This is a genomic window from Lonsdalea populi (assembly GCF_015999465.1).
GTDB lineage: Bacteria > Pseudomonadota > Gammaproteobacteria > Enterobacterales > Enterobacteriaceae > Lonsdalea > Lonsdalea populi.
On record NZ_CP065534.1, the window covers coordinates 3,408,474 to 3,431,656 of the forward strand.

The 23,183-nt window shown below is 55.8% G+C and carries 26 protein-coding genes and 1 pseudogene; 16 read left to right on the forward strand and 11 right to left on the reverse strand.

All coding sequences use genetic code 11. The features are described 5' to 3' along the window. Positions 1 to 264: 264 nt before the first annotated feature. Entirely contained in the window at positions 265 to 495 is a 231-nt protein-coding gene (locus tag I6N93_RS15040; RefSeq protein ID WP_232100169.1) for a DNA/RNA non-specific endonuclease, read from the forward strand. Next, a complete protein-coding gene (locus I6N93_RS15045; RefSeq protein WP_085690242.1) occupies positions 492 to 902 on the forward strand; it encodes a RhsIA family immunity protein in 411 nt (136 codons plus the stop codon). The genes I6N93_RS15040 and I6N93_RS15045 overlap by 4 nt, the downstream gene beginning before the upstream one ends. 72 nt (positions 903 to 974) lie before the next feature. On the opposite strand, the gene I6N93_RS15050 is transcribed toward I6N93_RS15045, so the two are convergent. Both I6N93_RS15050 and I6N93_RS15055 read right to left on the reverse strand, forming a co-directional pair. Beyond that, on the reverse strand, positions 975 to 1,199 hold the full coding sequence (locus I6N93_RS15050; RefSeq protein WP_085690244.1) for a SymE family type I addiction module toxin: 225 nt from the start codon (positions 1,197 to 1,199) through the stop codon (positions 975 to 977). Between the two features lie 73 nt (positions 1,200 to 1,272). Beyond that, entirely contained in the window at positions 1,273 to 1,704 is a 432-nt protein-coding gene (locus I6N93_RS15055) for a helix-turn-helix domain-containing protein (RefSeq protein ID WP_232100077.1), read from the reverse strand. 112 nt (positions 1,705 to 1,816) lie between these two features. Between I6N93_RS15055 and I6N93_RS15060 the strand changes: the two genes are divergently transcribed. The 5 genes from I6N93_RS15060 to I6N93_RS15080 all read left to right on the forward strand — a co-directional run bounded on the left by I6N93_RS15060 (position 1,817) and on the right by I6N93_RS15080 (position 7,712). Further along, positions 1,817 to 4,798 (forward strand): CHC2 zinc finger domain-containing protein, encoded by a 2,982-nt coding sequence (locus I6N93_RS15060; protein WP_197669172.1) that lies wholly within the window; start codon positions 1,817 to 1,819, stop codon positions 4,796 to 4,798. A gap of 46 nt (positions 4,799 to 4,844) precedes the next feature. Continuing rightward, positions 4,845 to 5,897 carry a site-specific tyrosine recombinase XerC gene (gene xerC / locus I6N93_RS15065; RefSeq protein ID WP_085690248.1) on the forward strand — a complete coding sequence of 351 codons (1,053 nt, stop codon included), beginning with the start codon at positions 4,845 to 4,847 and terminating at the stop codon, positions 5,895 to 5,897. A 23-nt stretch (positions 5,898 to 5,920) separates the two neighbouring features. Further along, the gene (locus I6N93_RS15070) at positions 5,921 to 6,367 is read left to right on the forward strand and encodes a hypothetical protein (RefSeq protein WP_197669173.1); all 447 of its coding nucleotides are present in this window, start codon (positions 5,921 to 5,923) and stop codon (positions 6,365 to 6,367) included. Positions 6,368 to 6,834: 467 nt separating this feature from the next. Then, positions 6,835 to 7,305, forward strand: coding sequence for a DNA/RNA non-specific endonuclease (locus tag I6N93_RS15075; RefSeq protein WP_232100079.1), 471 nt, complete (start codon positions 6,835 to 6,837; stop codon positions 7,303 to 7,305). Beyond that, a complete protein-coding gene (locus I6N93_RS15080; RefSeq protein ID WP_085690242.1) occupies positions 7,302 to 7,712 on the forward strand; it encodes a RhsIA family immunity protein in 411 nt (136 codons plus the stop codon). Before I6N93_RS15075 ends, I6N93_RS15080 begins: the two co-directional genes overlap by 4 nt. A 72-nt stretch (positions 7,713 to 7,784) precedes the next feature. Here I6N93_RS15080 and I6N93_RS15085 read toward each other — a convergent pair whose 3' ends face one another. Together I6N93_RS15085 and I6N93_RS15090 are read right to left on the reverse strand one after the other, a co-directional pair. Continuing rightward, positions 7,785 to 8,009, reverse strand: coding sequence for a SymE family type I addiction module toxin (locus tag I6N93_RS15085; RefSeq protein ID WP_085690244.1), 225 nt, complete (start codon positions 8,007 to 8,009; stop codon positions 7,785 to 7,787). Positions 8,010 to 8,082: 73 nt separating this feature from the next. After that, a complete protein-coding gene (locus tag I6N93_RS15090; RefSeq protein WP_232100077.1) occupies positions 8,083 to 8,514 on the reverse strand; it encodes a helix-turn-helix domain-containing protein in 432 nt (143 codons plus the stop codon). Between the two features lie 112 nt (positions 8,515 to 8,626). On the opposite strand from I6N93_RS15090, the gene I6N93_RS15095 reads away from it, so the two are divergent. The 5 genes from I6N93_RS15095 (at position 8,627) to I6N93_RS15115 (ending at position 14,379) form a co-directional block, all read left to right on the forward strand. Beyond that, positions 8,627 to 11,557, forward strand: a complete 2,931-nt coding sequence (locus I6N93_RS15095; RefSeq protein ID WP_085690246.1) for a CHC2 zinc finger domain-containing protein — start codon at positions 8,627 to 8,629, stop codon at positions 11,555 to 11,557. A 46-nt stretch (positions 11,558 to 11,603) separates the two neighbouring features. After that, complete coding sequence (xerC, locus tag I6N93_RS15100) at positions 11,604 to 12,656, forward strand: site-specific tyrosine recombinase XerC (protein WP_085690248.1); 1,053 nt, start codon at positions 11,604 to 11,606, stop codon at positions 12,654 to 12,656. Positions 12,657 to 12,679: 23 nt separating this feature from the next. After that, positions 12,680 to 13,126: a hypothetical protein gene (locus I6N93_RS15105; RefSeq protein ID WP_197669173.1), complete on the forward strand. Its 447-nt coding sequence runs from the start codon at positions 12,680 to 12,682 to the stop codon at positions 13,124 to 13,126. A 509-nt stretch (positions 13,127 to 13,635) separates the two neighbouring features. After that, positions 13,636 to 14,019 carry a hypothetical protein gene (locus I6N93_RS17315; protein ID WP_176222587.1) on the forward strand — a complete coding sequence of 128 codons (384 nt, stop codon included), beginning with the start codon at positions 13,636 to 13,638 and terminating at the stop codon, positions 14,017 to 14,019. A gap of 9 nt (positions 14,020 to 14,028) precedes the next feature. Next, positions 14,029 to 14,379, forward strand: a complete 351-nt coding sequence (locus tag I6N93_RS15115) for a hypothetical protein (protein WP_085690284.1) — start codon at positions 14,029 to 14,031, stop codon at positions 14,377 to 14,379. A 69-nt stretch (positions 14,380 to 14,448) separates the two neighbouring features. On the opposite strand, the gene I6N93_RS15120 is transcribed toward I6N93_RS15115, so the two are convergent. Beyond that, positions 14,449 to 14,787, reverse strand: coding sequence for a SymE family type I addiction module toxin (locus I6N93_RS15120; RefSeq protein ID WP_085690282.1), 339 nt, complete (start codon positions 14,785 to 14,787; stop codon positions 14,449 to 14,451). 132 nt (positions 14,788 to 14,919) lie between these two features. Here I6N93_RS15120 and I6N93_RS15125 point away from each other — a divergent pair. From I6N93_RS15125 to I6N93_RS15135, 3 genes are all read left to right on the forward strand, one after another. Beyond that, positions 14,920 to 16,028 (forward strand): IS3 family transposase gene (locus tag I6N93_RS15125; RefSeq protein ID WP_373853693.1). Its coding sequence is split into 2 segments (ribosomal slippage): positions 14,920 to 15,181 and positions 15,181 to 16,028, totalling 1,110 coding nucleotides; the frame shifts between segments, so codons are not numbered across the junction. A gap of 542 nt (positions 16,029 to 16,570) precedes the next feature. Continuing rightward, a complete protein-coding gene (locus I6N93_RS15130; protein WP_019843650.1) occupies positions 16,571 to 16,843 on the forward strand; it encodes a type II toxin-antitoxin system TacA family antitoxin in 273 nt (90 codons plus the stop codon). After that, positions 16,834 to 17,313 carry a GNAT family N-acetyltransferase gene (locus tag I6N93_RS15135; RefSeq protein ID WP_015855199.1) on the forward strand — a complete coding sequence of 160 codons (480 nt, stop codon included), beginning with the start codon at positions 16,834 to 16,836 and terminating at the stop codon, positions 17,311 to 17,313. Before I6N93_RS15130 ends, I6N93_RS15135 begins: the two co-directional genes overlap by 10 nt. Before the next feature lie 270 nt (positions 17,314 to 17,583). Here the strand turns inward: I6N93_RS15135 and I6N93_RS15140 are convergent, their stop codons facing one another. Continuing rightward, positions 17,584 to 17,799, reverse strand: coding sequence for a helix-turn-helix domain-containing protein (locus tag I6N93_RS15140; RefSeq protein WP_051122262.1), 216 nt, complete (start codon positions 17,797 to 17,799; stop codon positions 17,584 to 17,586). A gap of 95 nt (positions 17,800 to 17,894) precedes the next feature. On the opposite strand from I6N93_RS15140, the gene I6N93_RS15145 reads away from it, so the two are divergent. Continuing rightward, positions 17,895 to 18,161 carry a helix-turn-helix domain-containing protein gene (locus tag I6N93_RS15145; protein WP_085685657.1) on the forward strand — a complete coding sequence of 89 codons (267 nt, stop codon included), beginning with the start codon at positions 17,895 to 17,897 and terminating at the stop codon, positions 18,159 to 18,161. Between the two features lie 223 nt (positions 18,162 to 18,384). Here I6N93_RS15145 and I6N93_RS17320 read toward each other — a convergent pair whose 3' ends face one another. The 5 genes and pseudogenes from I6N93_RS17320 to I6N93_RS15165 form a co-directional block, all read right to left on the reverse strand. Continuing rightward, positions 18,385 to 19,464, reverse strand: a complete 1,080-nt coding sequence (locus I6N93_RS17320; protein WP_232100170.1) for a helicase RepA family protein — start codon at positions 19,462 to 19,464, stop codon at positions 18,385 to 18,387. 75 nt (positions 19,465 to 19,539) lie between these two features. Further along, positions 19,540 to 20,460, reverse strand: a pseudogene (locus I6N93_RS17325) (primase-helicase zinc-binding domain-containing protein); the annotation flags it as partial. After that, positions 20,423 to 20,959, reverse strand: coding sequence for an ash family protein (locus I6N93_RS17390; protein WP_085685661.1), 537 nt, complete (start codon positions 20,957 to 20,959; stop codon positions 20,423 to 20,425). The pseudogene I6N93_RS17325 and the gene I6N93_RS17390, both read right to left, overlap by 38 nt. Further along, a complete protein-coding gene (locus tag I6N93_RS15160; RefSeq protein WP_026357784.1) occupies positions 20,956 to 21,156 on the reverse strand; it encodes a helix-turn-helix transcriptional regulator in 201 nt (66 codons plus the stop codon). Before I6N93_RS15160 ends, I6N93_RS17390 begins: the two co-directional genes overlap by 4 nt. Before the next feature lie 2 nt (positions 21,157 to 21,158). Beyond that, complete coding sequence (locus tag I6N93_RS15165; RefSeq protein ID WP_085685663.1) at positions 21,159 to 22,040, reverse strand: integrase domain-containing protein; 882 nt, start codon at positions 22,038 to 22,040, stop codon at positions 21,159 to 21,161. Positions 22,041 to 23,183 lie beyond the last annotated feature (1,143 nt).

Genomic DNA, 23,183 nt, shown 5'->3' on the forward strand with positions numbered 1-23,183 from the left:
GGGTAGTCCCGATGACCCGATAGGGGTGTTGGGGGGAGAGAGTAACTACGGGTATGTTCATAACCCTGTTGGTTGGATTGATCCGTTTGGGTTGGCGAAGTGTCCAACCATTACGCGTGGTGCAAATGGTGAGATCGCCTCAGCACGGGCTACTGTATCGCCAGCAGATTTAAAACAGGTACAGCCGTAAACTCGAGTGCGAGAGATGCTATTAAGGCTATAGGTCTGCCGGGCGACGATGCTGGCCATATCCTTGGTAAAGTACTGGGTGGTCAGGGCGGCAAGGGAAATCTGTTTCCTCAGCTATCAAAAATTAACCGTGGCGATTATCGGATGTTTGAGAAGTCGGTCAGGGATTATATTAGCCAACATGGTGCCGTAGATATTGAATGGACGTTTAAATATGCCAACGGTGGATTGCGCCCCACGGGGGTTCAATATGATGTCTATCAAAATGGCTCTAAGGTATTAGGCGACTTCTTTAGGAATATATGATGAACATATCAGATGAACCGATAGATGTATTATTGAATTTTTTTGCTGCTATGAATCAATGGGAGAAAAATAATCTCATTCCTATGAGAGAAGGAGGCATTGAAGAACAAAAAAAAGCGCAGGAGGAGATAGATGCTATCTTCTTGAAGTTCTGTACTATTAGAGATAGAAAAATAGGTAGGCAGGCATCATTACATTGCGGGGAACCTCCTGAGTATGATGCTGATAATCAGCCTATTGGGAATGTCGAAACCAAAGGTAAGAAAGTAGTTATTTATACTGATCAACTAAATCGATTAAAAAATAAATACCGTTACACACTTCATTATAAAAATGATGAGTGGCGCGTTGATAAAAAAGAACGATTTAGCCCAGTTGAAGATAAATGGATAAAAGATAGTTTGTAGATATAAATAAAAAGCCGGAACCGATCCCAACGATCCTTCCGGCTATTTTTTACCTGCTGTTGAGTTCAACGATCAGAGATTAATCTCGGTCTCAATCACTATCCTTCCCCGCTCAACCGTCACGGTGATCGGCATCCCCGTCATAAACCCCGACGCTTCCAGCCAGCGGCCTTTAAGGTTAATCGCCGAGGGTGGGTTGGGCTTGCCGTTGTGCGACGCGTATCCCACCGTGTAGTAACGCGCTGTTTTGGTTGCTTTATTAACGGTGATGTCTGACTTAGAATGTGCCTTAGCCATAGTCAACTCCTTCCAGTTGGTTGTGGTGAGCGGGCTGACGTGTTGCAAGCGCGTCAGTTCCGCGTTAACTCCGTTACTTTGCCAGCGCCTGTAACTGCTTCTTGGTTAAAAAGGCATCCAGCAACTTCTTAATCACTTCCTTATCCTCATCGGGCAACTGCTCGACTTCCTGAAACTGCCGCAGTAGTTCGCGGTCTTCAAATCTTGCTTTAGCCGCTTCATCCGTCGCCCCTTCCAGCAGGTAATCCCCGGTCACATCCAGCGCATCGGCCAGACGCTTTAATGTGTCGCCGCCCGGTCGGGATGTGCCGCGCTCAAAGCGCCCAATATGGGTGTAATGCAGGTCGGCCAGCTTGCCGAGTTCAGACTGTGAAAGCCCTTTTTGCCTGCGCAGGTCGCGCAGGCGCTGCGCAAATCCGGTGTCGTTCACGTCTGTCATATCAAGCACCTCAGTCATCATGACGGTATCAAACAAAGCCATGTTGCCGTAATTACTCGTCATCATCCATGCCTCAGTGCGTTGATATGAACTTTACATGCTTGACATGATAAAGCGTGAAAGCTACCTTATCAAGCATAAATGCTTTATCAGAAATATTTTTATAAGGATATGAGTTATGGCCCGCATCCCCGACTCCGAGTTGCAGCACCTGAAAGCTGCCGTGCCGTTAGTGGAGGTGGTGCGCGCGCAGGGTCGGCAGGTGTTCAAACGCGGCAAAGACTGGGTGGTGCTGTGTCCGTTCCATCAGGAGAAAACGCCGTCGTGCGTGCTCAGCCCGGAGAAGAACCTGTATCACTGCTTCGGCTGCAACGCGGGCGGCTCGGTGCTGGACTGGGTGATGCAGACGGAACGCTTAAGTCTGCGCAAGGCGGTGGAACGGCTGCGCGGCGAACTGGGCGAGAATCCGTCTGTTCAGCCGCTGGTCGGTCAGGATGAACCGGCGGTGTTCACGGAGGATGAGCCGGGCCGTCAGGCGCTGCTCTCCCGCGTGGTTGAGTTCTATCACCACACGCTGCTGAACGCGCCGGAGGCCATCGCCTATCTGGAAAAGCGCCGCCTGAATCATCCTGAGTTAGTCGCTGCCTTTAAGTTGGGGTTCGCCAACCGCACGCTGGCGTATCGTCTGCCAGCAAAGAAACTCAAAGACGGCGCGGCTATCCGGGGTCAGTTGCAGGCGCTGGGAATACTGCGTTCATCCGGTCATGAACATCTGGCGGGGTCGCTCGTGGTGCCGGTTATCGATATGAATGGTCAGGTGCGTGAACTGTACGGGCGCAAGGTCAGCAGTGAGTTACGCAAAGGCACGCCGCTGCACCTGTATCTGCCGGGGCCGCACGGCGGGGTGTGGAACGAGCCGGCGTTAGCGGCGGGTAAAACGGTCATCCTGTGTGAATCGCTCATCGATGCGATGTCGTTCTGGGTGGCGGGTTATCGTAACGTGACGGCGGCGTATGGGGTGAACGGCGTTACCGATGAGATGCGGCAGGCGTTTATCCGCCACGGCGTCAAACAGGTGCTGATAGCGTTCGATAACGATGCGGCGGGCAATGACGCGGCGGTCAGGCTGGCTTCCCTGTTAGTCGCTGACGGCATCGCACCGTTCCGGGTCGTGTTCCCGGCGGAAATGGACGCCAACGGCTATCTGTGTCAGGTAGCGGAGGTCGCTCCTGCGCATCCTGCGCCCGCGACACTGGGACATCCCTGTCCGGCGCCTGAACGCGAGTTCGGACTGTTAATCGACGGCGCGGTGCCGATGAACGATGCGGCCGGCACAGACGTGGCGGACACGTTGCCGCAGAGAGAGGCAGCGACGCTGCCCGTCTCATCGTTAGCCGCCGGTGTTGAGGCGGTGAGAGCGGCGCAGGCGGATGAACCGGGCGTGGTGCTTGAGGCGTTGCCGAACGGTGAACTTGAAATCACCTTATCCGGGCAGCAATGGCGCATCCGGGGCATGGCGCAGGTGAAACCGGGCGCGGCGGCGCTCAAGGTGAACGCGCAGGTACTCGACACGGCCAGCGGCGTGGTGTTCGCGGACAGCGTGGACATGATGAGCGCCCGCAGTCGTGCGGGCTATGCGCGGCTGTCCGCGGCGGAGCTGGGGCTGGCTGAAAGCGCGCTGAAACAGTCGCTGGGGCGGGTGCTGCTGGCGCTGGAAAACCATCTGAACCGACCGGAAACCCACGGTGAAAGCGTTCCTGAACTGGATGACGACGCCAAAGCGGAGGCGCTGGCGTTGCTGCGCGACCCGAACCTTACCGGCAGGATAACGGACGACCTGGCGGCCTGCGGCGTGGTGGGCGAATCGACCAACCTGCTGGCCGGTTATCTGTCGGCGGTGTCGCGCAAGCTGGACAAGCCGTTGGCGGTGCTGATACAGAGCAGTTCGGCGGCGGGTAAATCCAGCTTAATGGACGCGGTGCTGGGCCTTATCCCGCCGGAAGAGCGGCTGCAATACTCGGCCATGACCGGGCAAAGCCTGTTTTATCTGGGCGAAACGAACTTACAGCATAAGATACTGGCGATAGCGGAAGAGGAAGGGGTACGGCAGGCGGCGTATGCGCTGAAGCTGTTGCAGTCGGACGGGGAACTCACCATCGCCAGTACGGGCAAGGATGATGTCACAGGCAATCTGGTGACGAAGCAGTACACGGTAAAAGGCCCGGTGATGCTGATGCTGACCACCACGGCCATCGACGTGGACGAGGAACTGCTAAACCGCTGTCTGGTGCTGACCGTTAACGAATCCCGCGAACAGACCGAAGCTATCCATGCTCAGCAACGTAAGGCGCAAACGCTGGAAGGGCTGCTGATGGAGAACGAGAAAGGCTATCTGACCGAACTGCACCAGAACGCGCAACGGCTACTCAGACCGCTGAACGTGGTCAATCCCTATGCGTCACAACTGACGTTCCTGAGCGACAAGACGCGCACCCGGCGCGACCATATGAAGTACCTGACGCTGATACAAAGCATCGCGCTGCTGCACCAGTACCAGCGGGAGGTGAAAACCGTCTCGCACCGTGGGCAGGTTATCGAATATATCGAGGTCGAACGGTCGGATATCGTGTTAGCCAACAATCTTGCGCATGAAATCCTTGGCCGGACGCTGGACGAGATGCCGCCACAGACACGTAAGTTGCTGATGCTGATACAGGGCTGGGTTGCCGACAGCGGGCAGCCAAAGGCGGAATACCACTTTACCCGCAAACAGTTGCGCGACGCCGTGCAATGGGGCGACACGCAGCTAAAGATACACCTTGCGCGGCTGGTCGAACTGGAATACCTGCTGCTGCACAAACGCGGGCTGACGTTCTGCTATGAGCTGCTGTTCGACGGTGACGCACAGGCAGATAACACGCATCTGTGCGGCCTTATCGACGTGCCGGAAGCGGTAGAAATAACCGGGGAAGATAACTACGACTCCGCTCGGTCGGGGGTTAATGAAACGCGGTCGGCCTCTGGTCGGGGTTCAGTCGGTAGTCGGTCGGACAAGGTAAAACCCATCAAGGCCAGTGCTGGCAAGGGTTCTGTGCCATCCGGTCGGGTTAACGGCAAAAGCCCTGTTCCGGCAGCACACGATAAGCCCGTCGTACCGTAGTGCCCTTATCTGCCGCTCATCCACTCACCACGCAGGACGCGCCGCCATGAGCCAGCCAAAACCACCCAGCCCGGAAGCCCTTTACCTTAGCCGCCAGACACAGACGTTACGCCAGCACACCGGGCATTACCTCGACCACCTGAGCGCCGCGGGCTACAGCGCCCGCACGCATGAAGGTTACCGTGAACGGCTGCTGCCATTCGTGGCGTGGTGTGAAGACCGGGGCTTACGCTATGCGCCACAGGTGAGTCTTGCGGTGCTGGAAGGGTATCAGCGCTGGCTGCGGAGTTACCGCAAGGCAGACGGCAAACCGTTAGCCGCAGGCAGTCAGCTTGGTCGTCTGACGGGTATCCGGATGCTGTTCCGCTGGCTGCTCAGGCGTCACGTTATCCTGTATAACCCGGCAGAGATGCTGACCTTGCCGAAAGAGGAAAGACGCTTACCGGCGCAGGTGCTGAGCGTGGAAGAAACGGGCGGCGTGTTGCAGTCGGTGGAGAGCGGTACCGTTATCGGGCTGCGCAACCGGGTGATACTGGAAGTGCTGTGGAGCAGCGGGATACGCAGAGCGGAAGCGGCGAGCCTGATGCTGAGTGACATCGACCTGAGCCGGGGGGTGATGGCGGTGCGTCAGGGCAAGGGCAATAAAGACCGGGTGGTGCCGCTGGGCGAGCGTGCGGGTAAATGGTTAGAACGTTACCTGAACCATGCCCGCCCGGAACTGGCGAAACGGTATGACAGCGGCCATCTGTTTATCAGCCACAAAGGAAAAGGACTGGCGCGGGTGACGTTGACGCAGATGGCGGGCAAAGCCATCCGGGGCACGGGTCACCTCGACAAACCGGGCGCGTGCCATGTGTTCCGGCACAGTATGGCGACGCAGATGCTGGAGAACGGGGCGGACACGCGGCACATCCAGGCCATCTTAGGGCATGAGAAGCTGGAAACGACGCAAATCTACACGCGGGTCGCCATCGGTCACTTACAGAAGGTGCATGGAAAGACGCATCCGGCGGAGCGCAGGCAGACCGCGCGGCGGAAGAAGAAGCGGGACGAGCGCAGGCCGGACACGACAACATCGCCGGACAATAACAAAAAGTAGCTCACTCTCTTCAAGGCCTCAGGATGGCGCAGGGCAAAAGGCGCGCCCTCCATGGCGCCCCTCTTGCCTTGTTCGGCATCGGCGTGTGCGGGGGTAAATGGCCGTCCGGCCAGCGCTACGCTAAATCGCTCTCTGGCCGCACCGTTGCCGGCCAGCCGTCCATTAAACATAATGCCGGAGATTACGCGAAAGCCGCTGAACGCGGCCCACGCGTAACACACATTATGTCGGCGCCGTTAAGCGCAAGAGCGCGTTGCGTCTGCGTCGGCCACGGTGAGCGGCTGGCCGCCGGGGTTGGCACTCTGGCGCGGCGTGGCGCACAGGGCTGCGCCCTCTGCTGTCGGCATCCTACTCGTTCTTCAGCATCCACGGCGTGGCCGCCGTCCCTGGCGGCGCAGGCACCGACGTCAGCCTTCAGCCAACGTCAACATCAACCCCGAAAGGGAAGTCGGCCTGACGGCCTCCGCTGAAGGGCATCACCTCGCCCCCGCCCCAACCCCGCTGCGACTTGCTGCGCCCGGCTCGCAGTCGCCCGCTCCTTGCTCGTTCCCGTGCTCGCCATCTCCGCCCCGTGCGGCCCCCGCCGGGGGCCTCCCTGTTGAACATCTTCGCTTGCGGGCTTCGCCAGCCCGCCCCCGGCAGACGCTTCGCCGTCCCACAGGCAAGCTGCGGAACGGCTCGCGCCGCGATAAACCCCGGTTCATTAACACAACGACTAATGGCAGCGGCTGCCGCCGCTGCTATGATGCGGGTCAGGCAGACAGGGACGTCACAGCGTGGCGGTAGCGTGTCCGGGGCTAAAAGTGCGCGTCGGGATGTTCGGGTTAAGCTGCTGTTAATGCTGTAAAAAATGCTCTTTAAAAAGCTGTTTTTATCAGCATGTTAGGTGCGTTAAAAAATACGACGGCGTCGGGATCGTCCCTATGACCCGATAGGGGTGTTGGGGGGAGAGAGTAACTACGGGTATGTTCATAACCCTGTTGGTTGGATTGATCCGTTTGGGTTGGCGAAGTGTCCAACCATTACGCGTGGTGCAAATGGTGAGATCGCCTCAGCACGGGCTACTGTATCGCCAGCAGATTTAAAAACAGGTACAGCCGTAAACTCGAGTGCGAGAGATGCTATTAAGGCTATAGGTCTGCCGGGCGACGATGCTGGCCATATCCTTGGTAAAGTACTGGGTGGTCAGGGCGGCAAGGGAAATCTGTTTCCTCAGCTATCAAAAATTAACCGTGGCGATTATCGGATGTTTGAGAAGTCGGTCAGGGATTATATTAGCCAACATGGTGCCGTAGATATTGAATGGACGTTTAAATATGCCAACGGTGGATTGCGCCCCACGGGGGTTCAATATGATGTCTATCAAAATGGCTCTAAGGTATTAGGCGACTTCTTTAGGAATATATGATGAACATATCAGATGAACCGATAGATGTATTATTGAATTTTTTTGCTGCTATGAATCAATGGGAGAAAAATAATCTCATTCCTATGAGAGAAGGAGGCATTGAAGAACAAAAAAAAGCGCAGGAGGAGATAGATGCTATCTTCTTGAAGTTCTGTACTATTAGAGATAGAAAAATAGGTAGGCAGGCATCATTACATTGCGGGGAACCTCCTGAGTATGATGCTGATAATCAGCCTATTGGGAATGTCGAAACCAAAGGTAAGAAAGTAGTTATTTATACTGATCAACTAAATCGATTAAAAAATAAATACCGTTACACACTTCATTATAAAAATGATGAGTGGCGCGTTGATAAAAAAGAACGATTTAGCCCAGTTGAAGATAAATGGATAAAAGATAGTTTGTAGATATAAATAAAAAGCCGGAACCGATCCCAACGATCCTTCCGGCTATTTTTTACCTGCTGTTGAGTTCAACGATCAGAGATTAATCTCGGTCTCAATCACTATCCTTCCCCGCTCAACCGTCACGGTGATCGGCATCCCCGTCATAAACCCCGACGCTTCCAGCCAGCGGCCTTTAAGGTTAATCGCCGAGGGTGGGTTGGGCTTGCCGTTGTGCGACGCGTATCCCACCGTGTAGTAACGCGCTGTTTTGGTTGCTTTATTAACGGTGATGTCTGACTTAGAATGTGCCTTAGCCATAGTCAACTCCTTCCAGTTGGTTGTGGTGAGCGGGCTGACGTGTTGCAAGCGCGTCAGTTCCGCGTTAACTCCGTTACTTTGCCAGCGCCTGTAACTGCTTCTTGGTTAAAAAGGCATCCAGCAACTTCTTAATCACTTCCTTATCCTCATCGGGCAACTGCTCGACTTCCTGAAACTGCCGCAGTAGTTCGCGGTCTTCAAATCTTGCTTTAGCCGCTTCATCCGTCGCCCCTTCCAGCAGGTAATCCCCGGTCACATCCAGCGCATCGGCCAGACGCTTTAATGTGTCGCCGCCCGGTCGGGATGTGCCGCGCTCAAAGCGCCCAATATGGGTGTAATGCAGGTCGGCCAGCTTGCCGAGTTCAGACTGTGAAAGCCCTTTTTGCCTGCGCAGGTCGCGCAGGCGCTGCGCAAATCCGGTGTCGTTCACGTCTGTCATATCAAGCACCTCAGTCATCATGACGGTATCAAACAAAGCCATGTTGCCGTAATTACTCGTCATCATCCATGCCTCAGTGCGTTGATATGAACTTTACATGCTTGACATGATAAAGCGTGAAAGCTACCTTATCAAGCATAAATGCTTTATCAGAAATATTTTTATAAGGATATGAGTTATGGCCCGCATCCCCGACTCCGAGTTGCAGCACCTGAAAGCTGCCGTGCCGTTAGTGGAGGTGGTGCGCGCGCAGGGTCGGCAGGTGTTCAAACGCGGCAAAGACTGGGTGGTGCTGTGTCCGTTCCATCAGGAGAAAACGCCGTCGTGCGTGCTCAGCCCGGAGAAGAACCTGTATCACTGCTTCGGCTGCAACGCGGGCGGCTCGGTGCTGGACTGGGTGATGCAGACGGAACGCTTAAGTCTGCGCAAGGCGGTGGAACGGCTGCGCGGCGAACTGGGCGAGAATCCGTCTGTTCAGCCGCTGGTCGGTCAGGATGAACCGGCGGTGTTCACGGAGGATGAGCCGGGCCGTCAGGCGCTGCTCTCCCGCGTGGTAGAGTTTTATCATCACACGCTGCTGAACGCGCCGGAAGCCATTGTCTATCTGGAGAAACGCCGGTTAAACCATCCTGAGTTAGTCGCGCAGTTCCGCTTAGGGTTCGCCAACCGGACGCTGGCCTATCGTCTGCCGCCCAAAGCGGTGCAGGCCGGAGCGAAGATCCGCGCCCGGTTGCGGGGCATCGGCATGATGCGCGAAAGCGGGCATGAGCACTTTACCGGTTCGCTGATCGTGCCGGTTATCACGCCGGACGGCCAGATCCGCGAGGTCTACGGACGTAAAATCACCGAGGGGTTGCGCAAGGGAACGCCGCTGCATCTGTACTTGCCGGGGCCGCACGGCGGCGTCTGGAACGAACCGGCATTAGTGGCGGGTAAAACCATTATCTTATGCGAATCCCTTATCGACGCCATGAGCTTCTGGGTCGCCGGCTATCGCAATGTGACGGCGGCGTATGGGGTGAACGGGTTCACGGACGAAATGCGGCAGGCGTTTATCCGGCATGGCGTCAAACAGGTGTTGATAGCGTATGACAACGATCCGGCGGGCAATGACGCGGCGGTCAGACTAGCTTCCCTGTTAGCCGCTGAGGGGACCGTCTGCTTCCGTCTCGTGTTCCCGGCGGGGATGGACGCCAACGGCTACCTGTGTCAGGTGGCCGAACCTGAACGCGAGTTCGGACTGTTAATCGACGGCGCGGTGCCGATGAGTGATGCAGCCGGCACAGACGTGGCGGACACGTTGCCGGAGAGAGCGGCAGCGACGCTGCCCGTCTCATCGTTAGCCGCCGGGGTTGAAGCCGTCAGGTCGGCGCAGGCATCCGGGGCGGGCGTGGTGCTTGAGGCGTTGCCGGGCGGTGAGCTTGAGATAGCGCTGTCGGGCCAGCAATGGCGCATCCGGGGCATGGCGCAGGTAAAACCGGGCGCGGCGGCGCTCAAGGTGAACGCACAGGTACTCGACACGGCCAGCGGCGTGGTGTTCGCGGACAGCGTGGACATGATGAGCGCCCGCAGTCGTGCGGGCTATGCGAGGTTAGCGGCCAGTGAGTTGGGGCTGGGTGAGAATGATATTAAACGTAGCTTAGGGCGGGTGCTGCTGGCACTGGAGAATCACCTTAACCAACCAGAGGCCGACAGTGAAACCGTGCCAGAACTGGATGAGGATGCGAAAGCGGAAGCGCTGGCGTTGCTGCGTGACCCGAACCTTACCGGCAGGATAACGGACGACCTCGCGGCCTGCGGCGTGGTGGGCGAATCGACCAATCTGCTGGCCGGTTATCTGGCGGCGGTGTCGCGCAAGCTGGACAGGCCGTTGGCGGTGCTCATCCAGAGCAGTTCGGCGGCGGGGAAATCCTCACTGATGGATGCGGTACTGAACCTGATACCGCCGGAAGAGCGGCTGCAATACTCGGCCATGACCGGGCAAAGCCTGTTCTATCTGGGTGAAACCAATCTCCAGCATAAAATCCTCGCCATCGCGGAAGAAGAAGGCGTCAGGCAGGCGGCGTATGCGCTGAAGCTGTTGCAGTCGGACGGGGAACTGACCATCGCCAGTACGGGAAAGGATGATGCGACGGGTAATCTGGTGACAAAGCAGTACACGGTAAAAGGCCCGGTAATGCTGATGCTGACCACGACCGCTATCGATGTGGACGAGGAGCTGTTAAACCGCTGTCTGGTGCTCACCGTGAACGAGTCGCGGGAGCAGACGGAAGCGATACATGCCTTGCAGCGGCACAAGCAGACGCTGGAAGGGCTGCTGATGGAGAACGAGAAAGGCTATCTGGCGGAGTTACATCAAAATGCCCAGCGGCTGTTACGCCCGTTAAAGGTGGTGAACCCGTTCGCCAGCCAGCTCACGTTCCTGAGTGATAAAACCCGCACCCGCCGCGACCATATGAAGTACCTCACGCTGATACAAAGCATCGCGCTGTTGCACCAGTACCAGCGGGAGGTGAAGCAGGTAGAACACCGTGGGCAGGTTATCGAGTATATCGAGGTCGAACGGTCGGATATCGTGTTAGCCAACAATCTTGCGCATGAAATCCTTGGCCGGACGCTGGACGAGATGCCGCCACAGACACGTAAGTTGCTGATGCTGATACAGGGCTGGGTTGCCGACAGCGGGCAGCCAAAGGCGGAATACCACTTTACCCGCAAACAGTTGCGCGACGCCGTGCAATGGGGCGACACGCAGCTAAAGATACACCTTGCGCGGCTGGTCGAACTGGAATACCTGCTGCTGCACAAACGCGGGCTGACGTTCTGCTATGAGCTGCTGTTCGACGGTGACGCACAGGCAGATAACACGCATCTGTGCGGCCTTATCGACGTGCCGGAAGCGGTAGAAATAACCGGGGAAGATAACTACGACTCCGCTCGGTCGGGGGTTAATGAAACGCGGTCGGCCTCTGGTCGGGGTTCAGTCGGTAGTCGGTCGGACAAGGTAAAACCCATCAAGGCCAGTGCTGGCAAGGGTTCTGTGCCATCCGGTCGGGTTAACGGCAAAAGCCCTGTTCCGGCAGCACACGATAAGCCCGTCGTACCGTAGTGCCCTTATCTGCCGCTCATCCACTCACCACGCAGGACGCGCCGCCATGAGCCAGCCAAAACCACCCAGCCCGGAAGCCCTTTACCTTAGCCGCCAGACACAGACGTTACGCCAGCACACCGGGCATTACCTCGACCACCTGAGCGCCGCGGGCTACAGCGCCCGCACGCATGAAGGTTACCGTGAACGGCTGCTGCCATTCGTGGCGTGGTGTGAAGACCGGGGCTTACGCTATGCGCCACAGGTGAGTCTTGCGGTGCTGGAAGGGTATCAGCGCTGGCTGCGGAGTTACCGCAAGGCAGACGGCAAACCGTTAGCCGCAGGCAGTCAGCTTGGTCGTCTGACGGGTATCCGGATGCTGTTCCGCTGGCTGCTCAGGCGTCACGTTATCCTGTATAACCCGGCAGAGATGCTGACCTTGCCGAAAGAGGAAAGACGCTTACCGGCGCAGGTGCTGAGCGTGGAAGAAACGGGCGGCGTGTTGCAGTCGGTGGAGAGCGGTACCGTTATCGGGCTGCGCAACCGGGTGATACTGGAAGTGCTGTGGAGCAGCGGGATACGCAGAGCGGAAGCGGCGAGCCTGATGCTGAGTGACATCGACCTGAGCCGGGGGGTGATGGCGGTGCGTCAGGGCAAGGGCAATAAAGACCGGGTGGTGCCGCTGGGCGAGCGTGCGGGTAAATGGTTAGAACGTTACCTGAACCATGCCCGCCCGGAACTGGCGAAACGGTATGACAGCGGCCATCTGTTTATCAGCCACAAAGGAAAAGGACTGGCGCGGGTGACGTTGACGCAGATGGCGGGCAAAGCCATCCGGGGCACGGGTCACCTCGACAAACCGGGCGCGTGCCATGTGTTCCGGCACAGTATGGCGACGCAGATGCTGGAGAACGGGGCGGACACGCGGCACATCCAGGCCATCTTAGGGCATGAGAAGCTGGAAACGACGCAAATCTACACGCGGGTCGCCATCGGTCACTTACAGAAGGTGCATGGAAAGACGCATCCGGCGGAGCGCAGGCAGACCGCGCGGCGGAAGAAGAAGCGGGACGAGCGCAGGCCGGACACGACAACATCGCCGGACAATAACAAAAAGTAGCTCACTCTCTTCAAGGCCTCAGGATGGCGCAGGGCAAAAGGCGCGCCCTCCATGGCGCCCCTCTTGCCTTGTTCGGCATCGGCGTGTGCGGGGGTAAATGGCCGTCCGGCCAGCGCTACGCTAAATCGCTCTCTGGCCGCACCGTTGCCGGCCAGCCGTCCATTAAACATAATGCCGGAGATTACGCGAAAGCCGCTGAACGCGGCCCACGCGTAACACACATTATGTCGGCGCCGTTAAGCGCAAGAGCGCGTTGCGTCTGCGTCGGCCACGGTGAGCGGCTGGCCGCCGGGGTTGGCACTCTGGCGCGGCGTGGCGCACAGGGCTGCGCCCTCTGCTGTCGGCATCCTACTCGTTCTTCAGCATCCACGGCGTGGCCGCCGTCCCTGGCGGCGCAGGCACCGACGTCAGCCTTCAGCCAACGTCAACATCAACCCCGAAAGGGAAGTCGGCCTGACGGCCTCCGCTGAAGGGCATCACCTCGCCCCCGCCCCAACCCCGCTGCGACTTGCTGCGCCCGGCTCGCAGTCGCCCGCTCCTTGCTCGTTCCCGTGCTCGCCATCTCCGCCCCGTGCGGCCCCCGCCGGGGGCCTCCCTGTTGAACATCTTCGCTTGCGGGCTTCGCCAGCCCGCCCCCGGCAGACGCTTCGCCGTCCCACAGGCAAGCTGCGGAACGGCTCGCGCCGCGATAAACCCCGGTTCATTAACACAACGACTAATGGCAGCGGCTGCCGCCGCTGCTATGATGCGGGTCAGGCAGACAGGGACGTCACAGCGTGGCGGTAGCGTGTCCGGGGCTAAAAGTGCGCGTCGGGATGTTCGGGTTAAGCTGCTGTTAATGCTGTAAAAAATGCTCTTTAAAAAGCTGTTTTTATCAGCATGTTAGGTGCGTTAAAAAATACGACGGCGTCGGGATCGTCCCTATGACCCGATAGGGGTGTTGGGTGGGGAAAATCTGTATGCTTACGCGCCGAACCCCTTGACTTGGATCGATCCGTTGGGGCTTGCTAAGTGTGGAACTGGTGAATATAAAGATGTCGGCGGACACCATATACATGCTAAAGCAGGCTTTAAGAGCAATCCCAAATATGATCCTAAAAAAGGATTCTCAATTAGTCAGGATTACATGGATAAGATGGGGTTAGATCATCAAGCTATGACTTCATATCAAAGACAGGCGTTCAAGGAACTTTATAATAGTGGGCGGCTTAATACTCTTGCAGAGCATACGAAAATAGCAGTCAATGCACTAGAATCAGGAGGAGCAACGACACAACAAGCAAGAAGTCTTGTTGCTGAATCGCTATGGAATTTACGCTCTCAAGGTGCAATCTCTCCCTCAAATATCCCTTGGTATAAGTGAGTTATCGCCATGACAGATAAAAAGATTTTAGATAAATTTGGTTGTGCCGTTATGCATATGGTTCGTGACCGTTCGATTGATAGGTTTGAAAAAATTCAATTAGGAACATTAAAATCACAGAGAGCTATAGAACTACATAATCTATTGTCGGATTTTGATAAAAAGCAAAAAGAGGTAATTAAAGATTTAATTACCGAGTGCGTTGATAACGCTATATTTAATTTCCTTTTTATGTTTGAAGAAGATGAAGACAAAAAAATATTAGCATCAGACGTTAATATTAACGAAATAAGTGATGGTTTATCCGGTGAACTTTTTACAGAAGATGGATGGATAAATAAATTTAGCAAGAAAAAATAATAAAATAAGCCGGAAGCGATCGCAACGATCCTTCCGGCTTATTATTATCTACTGTTCAGCGGCGGTAATTTACCGCCCGTTCTCCATCCCTGCCAGATTAAGCCCACCCGGAAAACGGTTCAGCCAGTGCGTGACGGCATTCTCATCAAACGGCGCGATGCTCAGCGCGTGCAGGTCTTGCCACAGTGCGCGGATATTCTGCACGGTAATCACAATGCAGCCCGGCATGACACGCAACTTGAGCGGCTGGCCGGTGGTAAATCCCGCCTCAGTGAGCCACTTGCCGCTGATGTTGATGGCGGGCGTGGAAGTGTTGCCCTTGTTGGGCCGATAGCCGACGCGCTGATAGCGCTCGTGCTGAGAGATTTTAAAAACGGCGGTGTCTGGCGTAGAATGCGCGTCAGCCATAGTCAACTCCTTGTTAGTTGCTTGTGGTGAGCGGCGTGGGTGAGGTGTGAACTGACCCTGACCCAAAATCCTGCTCCATTCAGAAACAGAATTCCGGCATGATAAAAACTCCCCTGAATGGAGGCGGTGCCGATGAAAAAGTCACGATTCACTGAAGAGCAGATTGTTTTTGCCCTCAAGCAGGCAGAGCTTGGGACCTCTGTGCCGGACGTCTGCCGCAAGCTGGGGATCTCCGACGCCACTTTTTACGCGTGGCGTAAGAAATACGGCGGGATTTCGCCTTCAGAGCTGAAACACATGCGGCAGTTGGAAGAAGAGAATCTCAGGCTGAAGAAGCTGGTGGCCGACCTGAGCCTCGATAAAGCCATGCTACAGGACGTACTGGCAAAAAAGATCTGACGCTGGCACGTTTGCGCGAATGGGTCAGGGATTTGCAGGCCCGTTACGGAGCCAGCGAGAGGCAGGTTTGCTTTGCGCTACGCGTCAGTCGCAGCTCATTCCGCTATCGTTCTGTGGCTGCAGACGACAGCGCGCTGCGCTTGCGCATTCGGGAGATCACCGAAACCCGGGTGCATTACGGTTACCGCAGGGTACACGTGATGCTCAGGCGAGAAGGCTGGCGTGATAACCACAAAAGGATCTACCGGCTCTACAGCGAACAGGGACTGTCGCTGCGCCTCAAACGCCCACGTCGCCATAAATCCGCTCAGCGGCGTCAGCCGCAGCCTCAGGGGCTCTATCCGAACCACGTGTGGGGCATGGATTTTGTCTCTGACGCCTTATTCGACGGGCGTCGGCTGCGTCTGCTGACAGTCATTGACCTCTATACGCGCGAATGCCTGGGGATCTGCGTGGGTCAGAATCTACGCTCAGGTGAAGTTGCAGAGATGCTGAACAGCATAGCGCTCAAGCGACCTTTACCACTATTACTGAAAACCGACAATGGTTCTGAATTTGCAGGGAAAATGCTGGATAAATGGGTTTACGAACGGGGTATAAGGATTGACTTTTCGCGGCCCGGGACACCCACGGATAATGCCACGGTGGAGTCTTTTAACGGCAGGCTTCGGCAGGAATGCCTGAACGAGAACTGGTTCATGTCGTTGGAAGATGCGCGGTGCAAAATCGAGGCCTGGCGCATACACTATAATCAGGGCCGTCCCCATTCCGCGCTGGGATGGATGACCCCTGCTGAATTCGCCGAAAAATCTGCCGGTTGCCAGAATATGCAACCAACCTGAAGCCGGTTATTTCTGATTATGGGTGGATCAGATTTGGGGTCATGGTCAGAAGCCGGTTATTTCTGATTATGGGTGGATCAGATTTGGGGTCATGGTCACCACCATTTGTACCCGCATCAGTAAGTTGATGTAGATTGAATCAGGTTGACTTATGTTGACTGAAAAAGCGAGGGGAGCCTTGCGGGGACTGAATTTTAGGCATAAAAAAAGACCTCAGTTGAGGTCTATTTACATACTAATGGTGCGAAGGCCGGACACGCAAAATTATGTAATTAATTGAATAATAAAACTTAATACTCACCAATCTAACTTGGGTGCCCCCTTTTATGCCCCTACTTCATTTTTAGCCCATGTTTTCAATGAGCTATATCACGTCATTTTATCAATAAGATTAATTCTTATCCGTTCTGGTTCGATTCCGTGCAACAGATCCTAACCCAACCCCGCGATGACGAAAATGTTGTTCATGAATGGCGTATGGCTATTTTCTGTACCGTTCACTATACTGAATGTATAGCTATTCGCTACACAGAGAGGTCACGATGCGAACAGAGACAAAAGAAATGCCGATTAATATTCGTGCTAAAGCATCACAGCGGGAGCTGATTGATGTCGCCGCTAAATTGCTGTCGAAATCAAGAACAGAGTTTATCCTTGATGCTGCCTGCCGTGAGGCTGAGGATGTGTTGTTGGATCAACGGCTGTTTCTGGTCAATGATGAACAATATGATGCTTTCATTCAGGTGCTGGAATCACCTGTCACAGATAATCCGCGTGTGAATGCATTACTGAACAGGAAATCTCCGTGGGAATAACGGCACCTGAATTATTGCTGCCTCAACATGCAGTTGTGGATTTTCATTGTTCCGAGCCGTCATTGAATGAATGGCTGAAACGCAAGGCGTTAAAAAATCAGACGCTGGGCGCTTCACGCACCTTCGTGGTGTGTGAAGCCGGTACACAGCGTGTGGTGGGGTTCTATGCCCTCGCGTCGGGTAGCATCCAGCGTCAGGTTGCACCGGGCGCATTCCGGCGCAATATGCCTGACCCCATTCCTGTTCTGGTACTTGGCCGATTAGCCGTTGATGAACGTTATCAACGCATGGGGATCGGTGCCGGGCTTCTGAAAGATGCGGTACTCCGCTCCCGCAATGTAGCGCAGCAGGTAGGCAACAAAGCGTTATTGGTACATGCGTTATCTGATGAGGCAAAAGCGTTCTACCAATACTGGGGTTTTGTCGCGTCAGAAATACAGGAACACACCTTATTATTATCGTTATGGTAATAAATTTTTATCAAAATAAAGAGGGTTTATGTAACGCCTTAATCACTGATAAAGAAGAGAGTAACATGCTAAAAATGACAAATAGCCAGGCTGGCGAGCAAACATTTAAGCATGCTGATTTAAAATAAATGGCGTCATTTCCCATCAGTATTAGTCGAAGGTCAATTACTTAACGTTATTAGTCGCGACCAGATCTTATGGTCTGCCAATCATGATAGCGTCTGGCACCGCGCCCGCCCCTTTTTTGGGAGGGGCGGGCGCTCCGTGGCTCTATGAAGATGGATTTTCCTTCGTGTCGTAAAACGACAGGATCATTTCTGCCAAATCATCTTCTACCGTATAAAAATAACAGGCCGGAACATGCAGTACAGCAGCCAGTCGGCACGCCAGCTCAAAATCTGGCGTGTGAATCCCACGCTCATATTGATTCATGCGAGCGCTGGCCATCGCTTCGTCTATCCCGGCAAGAATCCCTAAGCTCTCGATAAAAACCGGCTTTCATACCACTAAGTAACTCTTAGTAAATGCGGAAGAATTAGTACGTATAGTTACCTGACATCTTAATAAATAAGGAAGAAGGTATGACTACGTATAACGACTGGCATCAGGCGGATATCATCGCCGGCTTGCGCAAGAAAGGCACCACGCTGGCCTCGCTATCCCGTTCTGCGGGACTCAGTTCTTCCACACTGGCGAATGTGCTGGTACGTCCCTGGCCGAAGGGGGAATGGCTGGTTGCCACCGCACTGGACAAACATCCCGCTGAAATCTGGCCCAGCCGCTATTTTGATGAAGCGGGTACATTGATTGACAGAAAACGTCGTATCAGGCAGGAAAGGGGTAAATAGCGTTCATGCTGGTAAAGCGGTTTTCTGTGCTGATGCCCCCACCTTGCCCCCACTTTACCGCGTAATACGCTTCCCCCACCGGATGATGGAGGGGGAAAAATAAATCATTGATATACAGCAAGTTAACTATTCTCCCCCACTTAGGGTATATAGGCATCCGGGAAGTGGGGGACGTCGCCAGATACCATAACCTGATACCCGGCATCCCCCACATCTCCCCCGTTTATTCCCCCACGTTATCGCGTTTTGATAATGGCACGATGTTTTCACCATCCAGTGCGATCAGGTCATCCTTGACGAGTTTATCCAGCCAGCGGGTAAACTTTTTGGAGACATCAAACCCCATCGCCCGCATATCGTCACGCACCAGTGCGCGGGTGCAGCCGTCGCCACTGGCCGTGCGCGAGCGGATCGCTTCCCACAGCGCCACATGGTTATCCGTCAGCCGGGTGATCCCACTGAGCGCCGGGTCAGCGTCGGTCGGGTCATCGCGGACCTCCCGGCCTTCATCCCTAAGAACCAGCGACGTGACCGGCTCGCCGTCATCGTCCACGTACAGATTTACCGCCGTCAGGTCGTAGGCCCGGCGTGGCGGCTCTTCGGCGTCCTTCATTTTGGTGCAGGTCAGGATCAGCGCCTGCCCGTCGGCCTCGCGGCGCACATTAAACTCCACGTCCAGCGCAGCCCGGAAGGCGCTGGAGCCGCGAGCGCCTTTGTCCTGATCTTTGCCGGAGTGATGAATAATCAGTACCGTGGCCTGCGTGGCCGCCTTGATGTAGTCGCACCCCTGAATAAACGCCCCCATGTCTTTAGCGGCGTTTTCATCCGAACCGCCAAAGCAGCGGGCCAGTGTATCCAGAATGATCAGCCGTACCGCCATCCCGGTGGCGGCCTGCACGTCATGGGCGGCCTTGATCACCTGCTCCACGCTGTCGGGACTGGCCGGGAATACCGGGCAGTCAACGCGGTAGAGCGCATCGATCGGGCTACGGTCGTTCAGCGTTTCCTCCCACGCCCGAATCCGGCGCGGTACGCCGATCCCGCCTTCACCCACCACATAAATCACTGCGCCCTGTGTGACTGGTCGGTTGGCCCACGGCTTCCCGGTGGCGATATGGCACGCCCAGGAAACAGCCAGAAAGGATTTATACGACCCGCTGGCACCGTAAGCACTGGCAACCGCGCCGCTCGGCAGGTAGCCCTTGATCAGGTAATCCTGTCGGGTATCAAACCCTTCCGAGCCTTTACGCAGTGGCAGGGCAGAGGAAAATGCCGTGACAGGAGACAGCCCGGCGTCAGGCAACGGGGCCGGGCTGATAACGGCAGGCCGGGTAAGCTGACGCCGGAATGCGGCTTTGGTGGCTTCCATGCCGTGCCGCTGGCGAAAATCATCCCAGTCGCAGGCGGTATCGGTCGGCGGCAGGGATACCCAGCCGTCAACGGCCTGCGCCGCTTTCTCCGCCATCAGTTTTCCGGTGTTGGCCGCGCCATCCGGGTGAATATCGTTATCCCCGGCCAGAATCAGGCAGCACTGGGGATAACGCGCCCTGAATGCCTGCGCGACGTTCAGCAGGTTATTAGCCGATACCGCCGCCACCACATGGCATGACGAGCACTGTTGCAGAGTGAGCGCTGTGGCATACCCTTCGGTGATAATCAGCTTCGACGGCTCCGGGCCGTGGTTGACCGGAATAAACGCCCCTTTCAACTGTGTGCCGGGATACAACCGCTTTTCACCGCCGGGCGTGATCAGTTGCGCCCCTGCCAGTTCACCGGAGGTGCGGAACATCGGCAACAGTAGCGATCCTTCGCCAAACCGGACACGCCCGATGGTCATTGCCTGTGCGGCAGTCAGCAGCATCGCCAGTGTCATCAGCCCTCTGGCTTTCAGATATGGGCTTTCCCCGGTGTTCGCGGCAGCCATCAGCGCCTTGATGCGCTCTGCCAGCGGGCGGGGATCAACCGCCTTTTCTTTGGCGGGCGGTGTTTCACTGGCTGATGACGCCAGTGCCGTCACCACTCTGGCCGCTTCCGCGATGTCACACCGCCTGACGCGGGCGACCAGATCCAGACCATCACCGTGGCCGCAATGATTGCAGAACCAGGTGCCACGCCCACGCTTATCATCAAAGCGGAAGCGATCTTTTCCACCGCAGACAGGGCAAGGGCCATGCTGGCCCCCGGCAGGAAAGTAGATATCTAATGCCGCCAGAATCGACGGCCAGCGGTGGCGGGATTGTGCAACACTTTCCGAGACAAACTTACTCATTGTCCGGCACCTCCGCATCCAGCGTGTCATTCAGCAGGTTAAGCCGCTCCCATAAGATGAACATCAGCAGCTCTTTGGCAACGGGGTTTTCCAGCTCAATGATGGCGTAGGCCAGCACCCGGCAGTGATCGGCGATCTCTTCCAGTAACAGCGGTGTGGGGTTATACATAGCGCACCTCCACAAGAGAGGTGAAAGATTGCAGGCAGGAATAGCTAAGGGTCGTAGCCATAAGGCAGCCTCCAGACTGTAGCAATTGTGATAGCTACCACCAGAGACGCCAATCTCGCGGGTGGTAGCCCGTGCGAGGTTGGCGTTACCGGACAGTCTGGCTACCGGCCTTCCTTGCGGAAGCCCCGCACGAGCCACCATTGAAGGTACAGCTCGACGCTTGCCTGCAAAAAAATACGCACAATGTGCGTATTCAGGCACCAGACTATTGTTCGGAACGCCAATTCCGGCTACGGATTTTGCCGTAGCCCGCGCAGTATAGCCCAATTTGCCCGCCAGAAGAAAAGCTGAATGACTCATTTGCGCCCCTCCGCCCGCTGACGGATACGCTCGGCAATCCAGTCGTTGATTTCACTCTCCACCCAGGCGACAGAACGTGCGCCCAGCTTCACCGGCTGGGGGAACTCGCCACGATCGATCAGGTAATAGATCCAGGATTTTTTGAGGCTGGTTTTTTTCATCACATCGGGCAAACGCAACAGAGTGAGATTGGACATCATTACGCCTCCTCCTGACGGGTGTAGACACGTTCAACATAACGGCCACGGCCATCGCCATGACCCAAATCCATCGACACCAGCGCCCGTGCCTCCTGACGGCTAAACCCGTCGGCAAGGTAGAAACGCATGGCATCCTGCGCCCATGCATAGCGCAGGCTGTGGGGGGAGTGCGGGCCGGTCAGGCCGAGGCGGGTAGTACGAGCACGCCAGAAATTCATGGCGGTTTTCAAATCCGGTTTATTGATGAGTTTGCCGTTGCGGTTGTCGGCGATGACAAGTGCCTCACGCACAGCAGCAAGTACCGCTGCGCTGTCCAGCACGCGGGTTTCACGCGGTCGCCCGCCTTTGGTGCCAAACACGACAGTGAGCCGGTCAGCCTGCCGGATCAGTTGCTGCTCCCAGCGCTTGAGCGAGGCGCAACACTGCACCGCTTCCTGCGAACGCAACCCCAGCAGCCGGGCAAGCTGGAGCGCACAGGCCAGACCGACATCTTCCCGGCGGGCGGACTCCAGCACGGACTGATAGAGCGCATCCGGGATGGCATATTTAGTGCCTGCCCGGCTGGCACCACCCAGCCCCAGCGCCTGATTGCTCAGGCGGGGATCATCCACCAGTTTTCCCCGGCCTGCCAGACGCAGCACGCTGCGCAAGGCGGACATCTCGTTATGCAGCGTGCGTAAAGCCATGCCCTGAGAGCGGCGGGCCGCCACATAGCTTTCGATATGCCGGGCTTTAACGTGCTGTACGCTGCGCACCTGAATGTTGAGTGCCAGCAGATGACGGCACAAACGCTCAACAATACGGAGGCGATCATGAACCGTTTTATGGCTGCCACCCGCCTGTTTCGCCCATGTTTTCATTTCACGACTGAGTTTTGTCATGCTCTTATCTCGACTTCAGCCCTTCGGCGCATGGCTGCTATGCAGAGTCGGTGCTCTGCCTGAACGATACCTGTGCGCCGGAGGGCTTGGGTTTTGTTGAGGTATCGGGGGTTCGGTGATGCACACAGTGCAACCGCTGTTCACACAGTCATACCCCCAGGCAAATCGCCTGCCTCGGTATCGATCCAGAATGCTTTTAAACACAATGAGGCGCGAAAACGGTGGTGTCAGAATGTTGACACGCAGCGCAAACGGCCATGAGTAAAGTCGAGAAAGACGTCAGTGCGCGGCGTCACTTTCACCTGCTTGCGCGGTAAAAGTGACGCCGGGTGAAAGCGTGACAGGCGGATACAGCCCTGATGCATTACGGCATCATGCGGTACAACCCGCACGTTCACACGTACAGATGGCAATCGTTGGGACGAGTAAAATCGAAGTTGCACGCTAACGTGAACTTACGAGAGTAAGCGCCAGTTAAGTCGCTTAGTATGTGAAATCACTACAACGATAAACGTTGCAGCTACAAGCCAGTGTCCTACGGTACGGGAAAACCGCGCTCTGGCTGGGTATAGTATAAGTGAAGCATTTTACGCCGCCCGGCAAGCCGGTTATGGGTAAAACTTAGGGCCCAATGGGCTATGGTTTAGTTTAACTGACCTTCATCGTCACGCTCGTAACGGCGCTCAAACTACCTGACGACATCTGCTCCCAAAGGCTGGCAGATTTACCGCGCTTCTTCATCACGCTCTCTTCCTTGCAGGCGATGGAAGAGTAACAGTACCGGTGTGGTCGCCCGAAGGCGTCAGTCTCAGACCACGCTCCATTCCCTATGACTTTGGCGTTGTGACCACCCGAAGGCGTTTCTCACGGGTCACTCGTATCATCCTGATACTGGAAACATTGGTGGCTGTCATCGACAGCGGTGTTGCGTGGATAAAATTACGACAGTTTTGGTGGGATTTCAAGGGGGTGTTTTATCTCAAGGGAGCATCATAGAAATACGGCAAGAAAAATACGAAATGAGAACAACTCGAATATATAACCCCCTTTAATTTACCCCTAAAAAACTCTATTGATGTTAAATATATTCGCATAACCACACCAATATTTTAAAAGCCCACCTTTAATTGTAAAAAAGAGGTG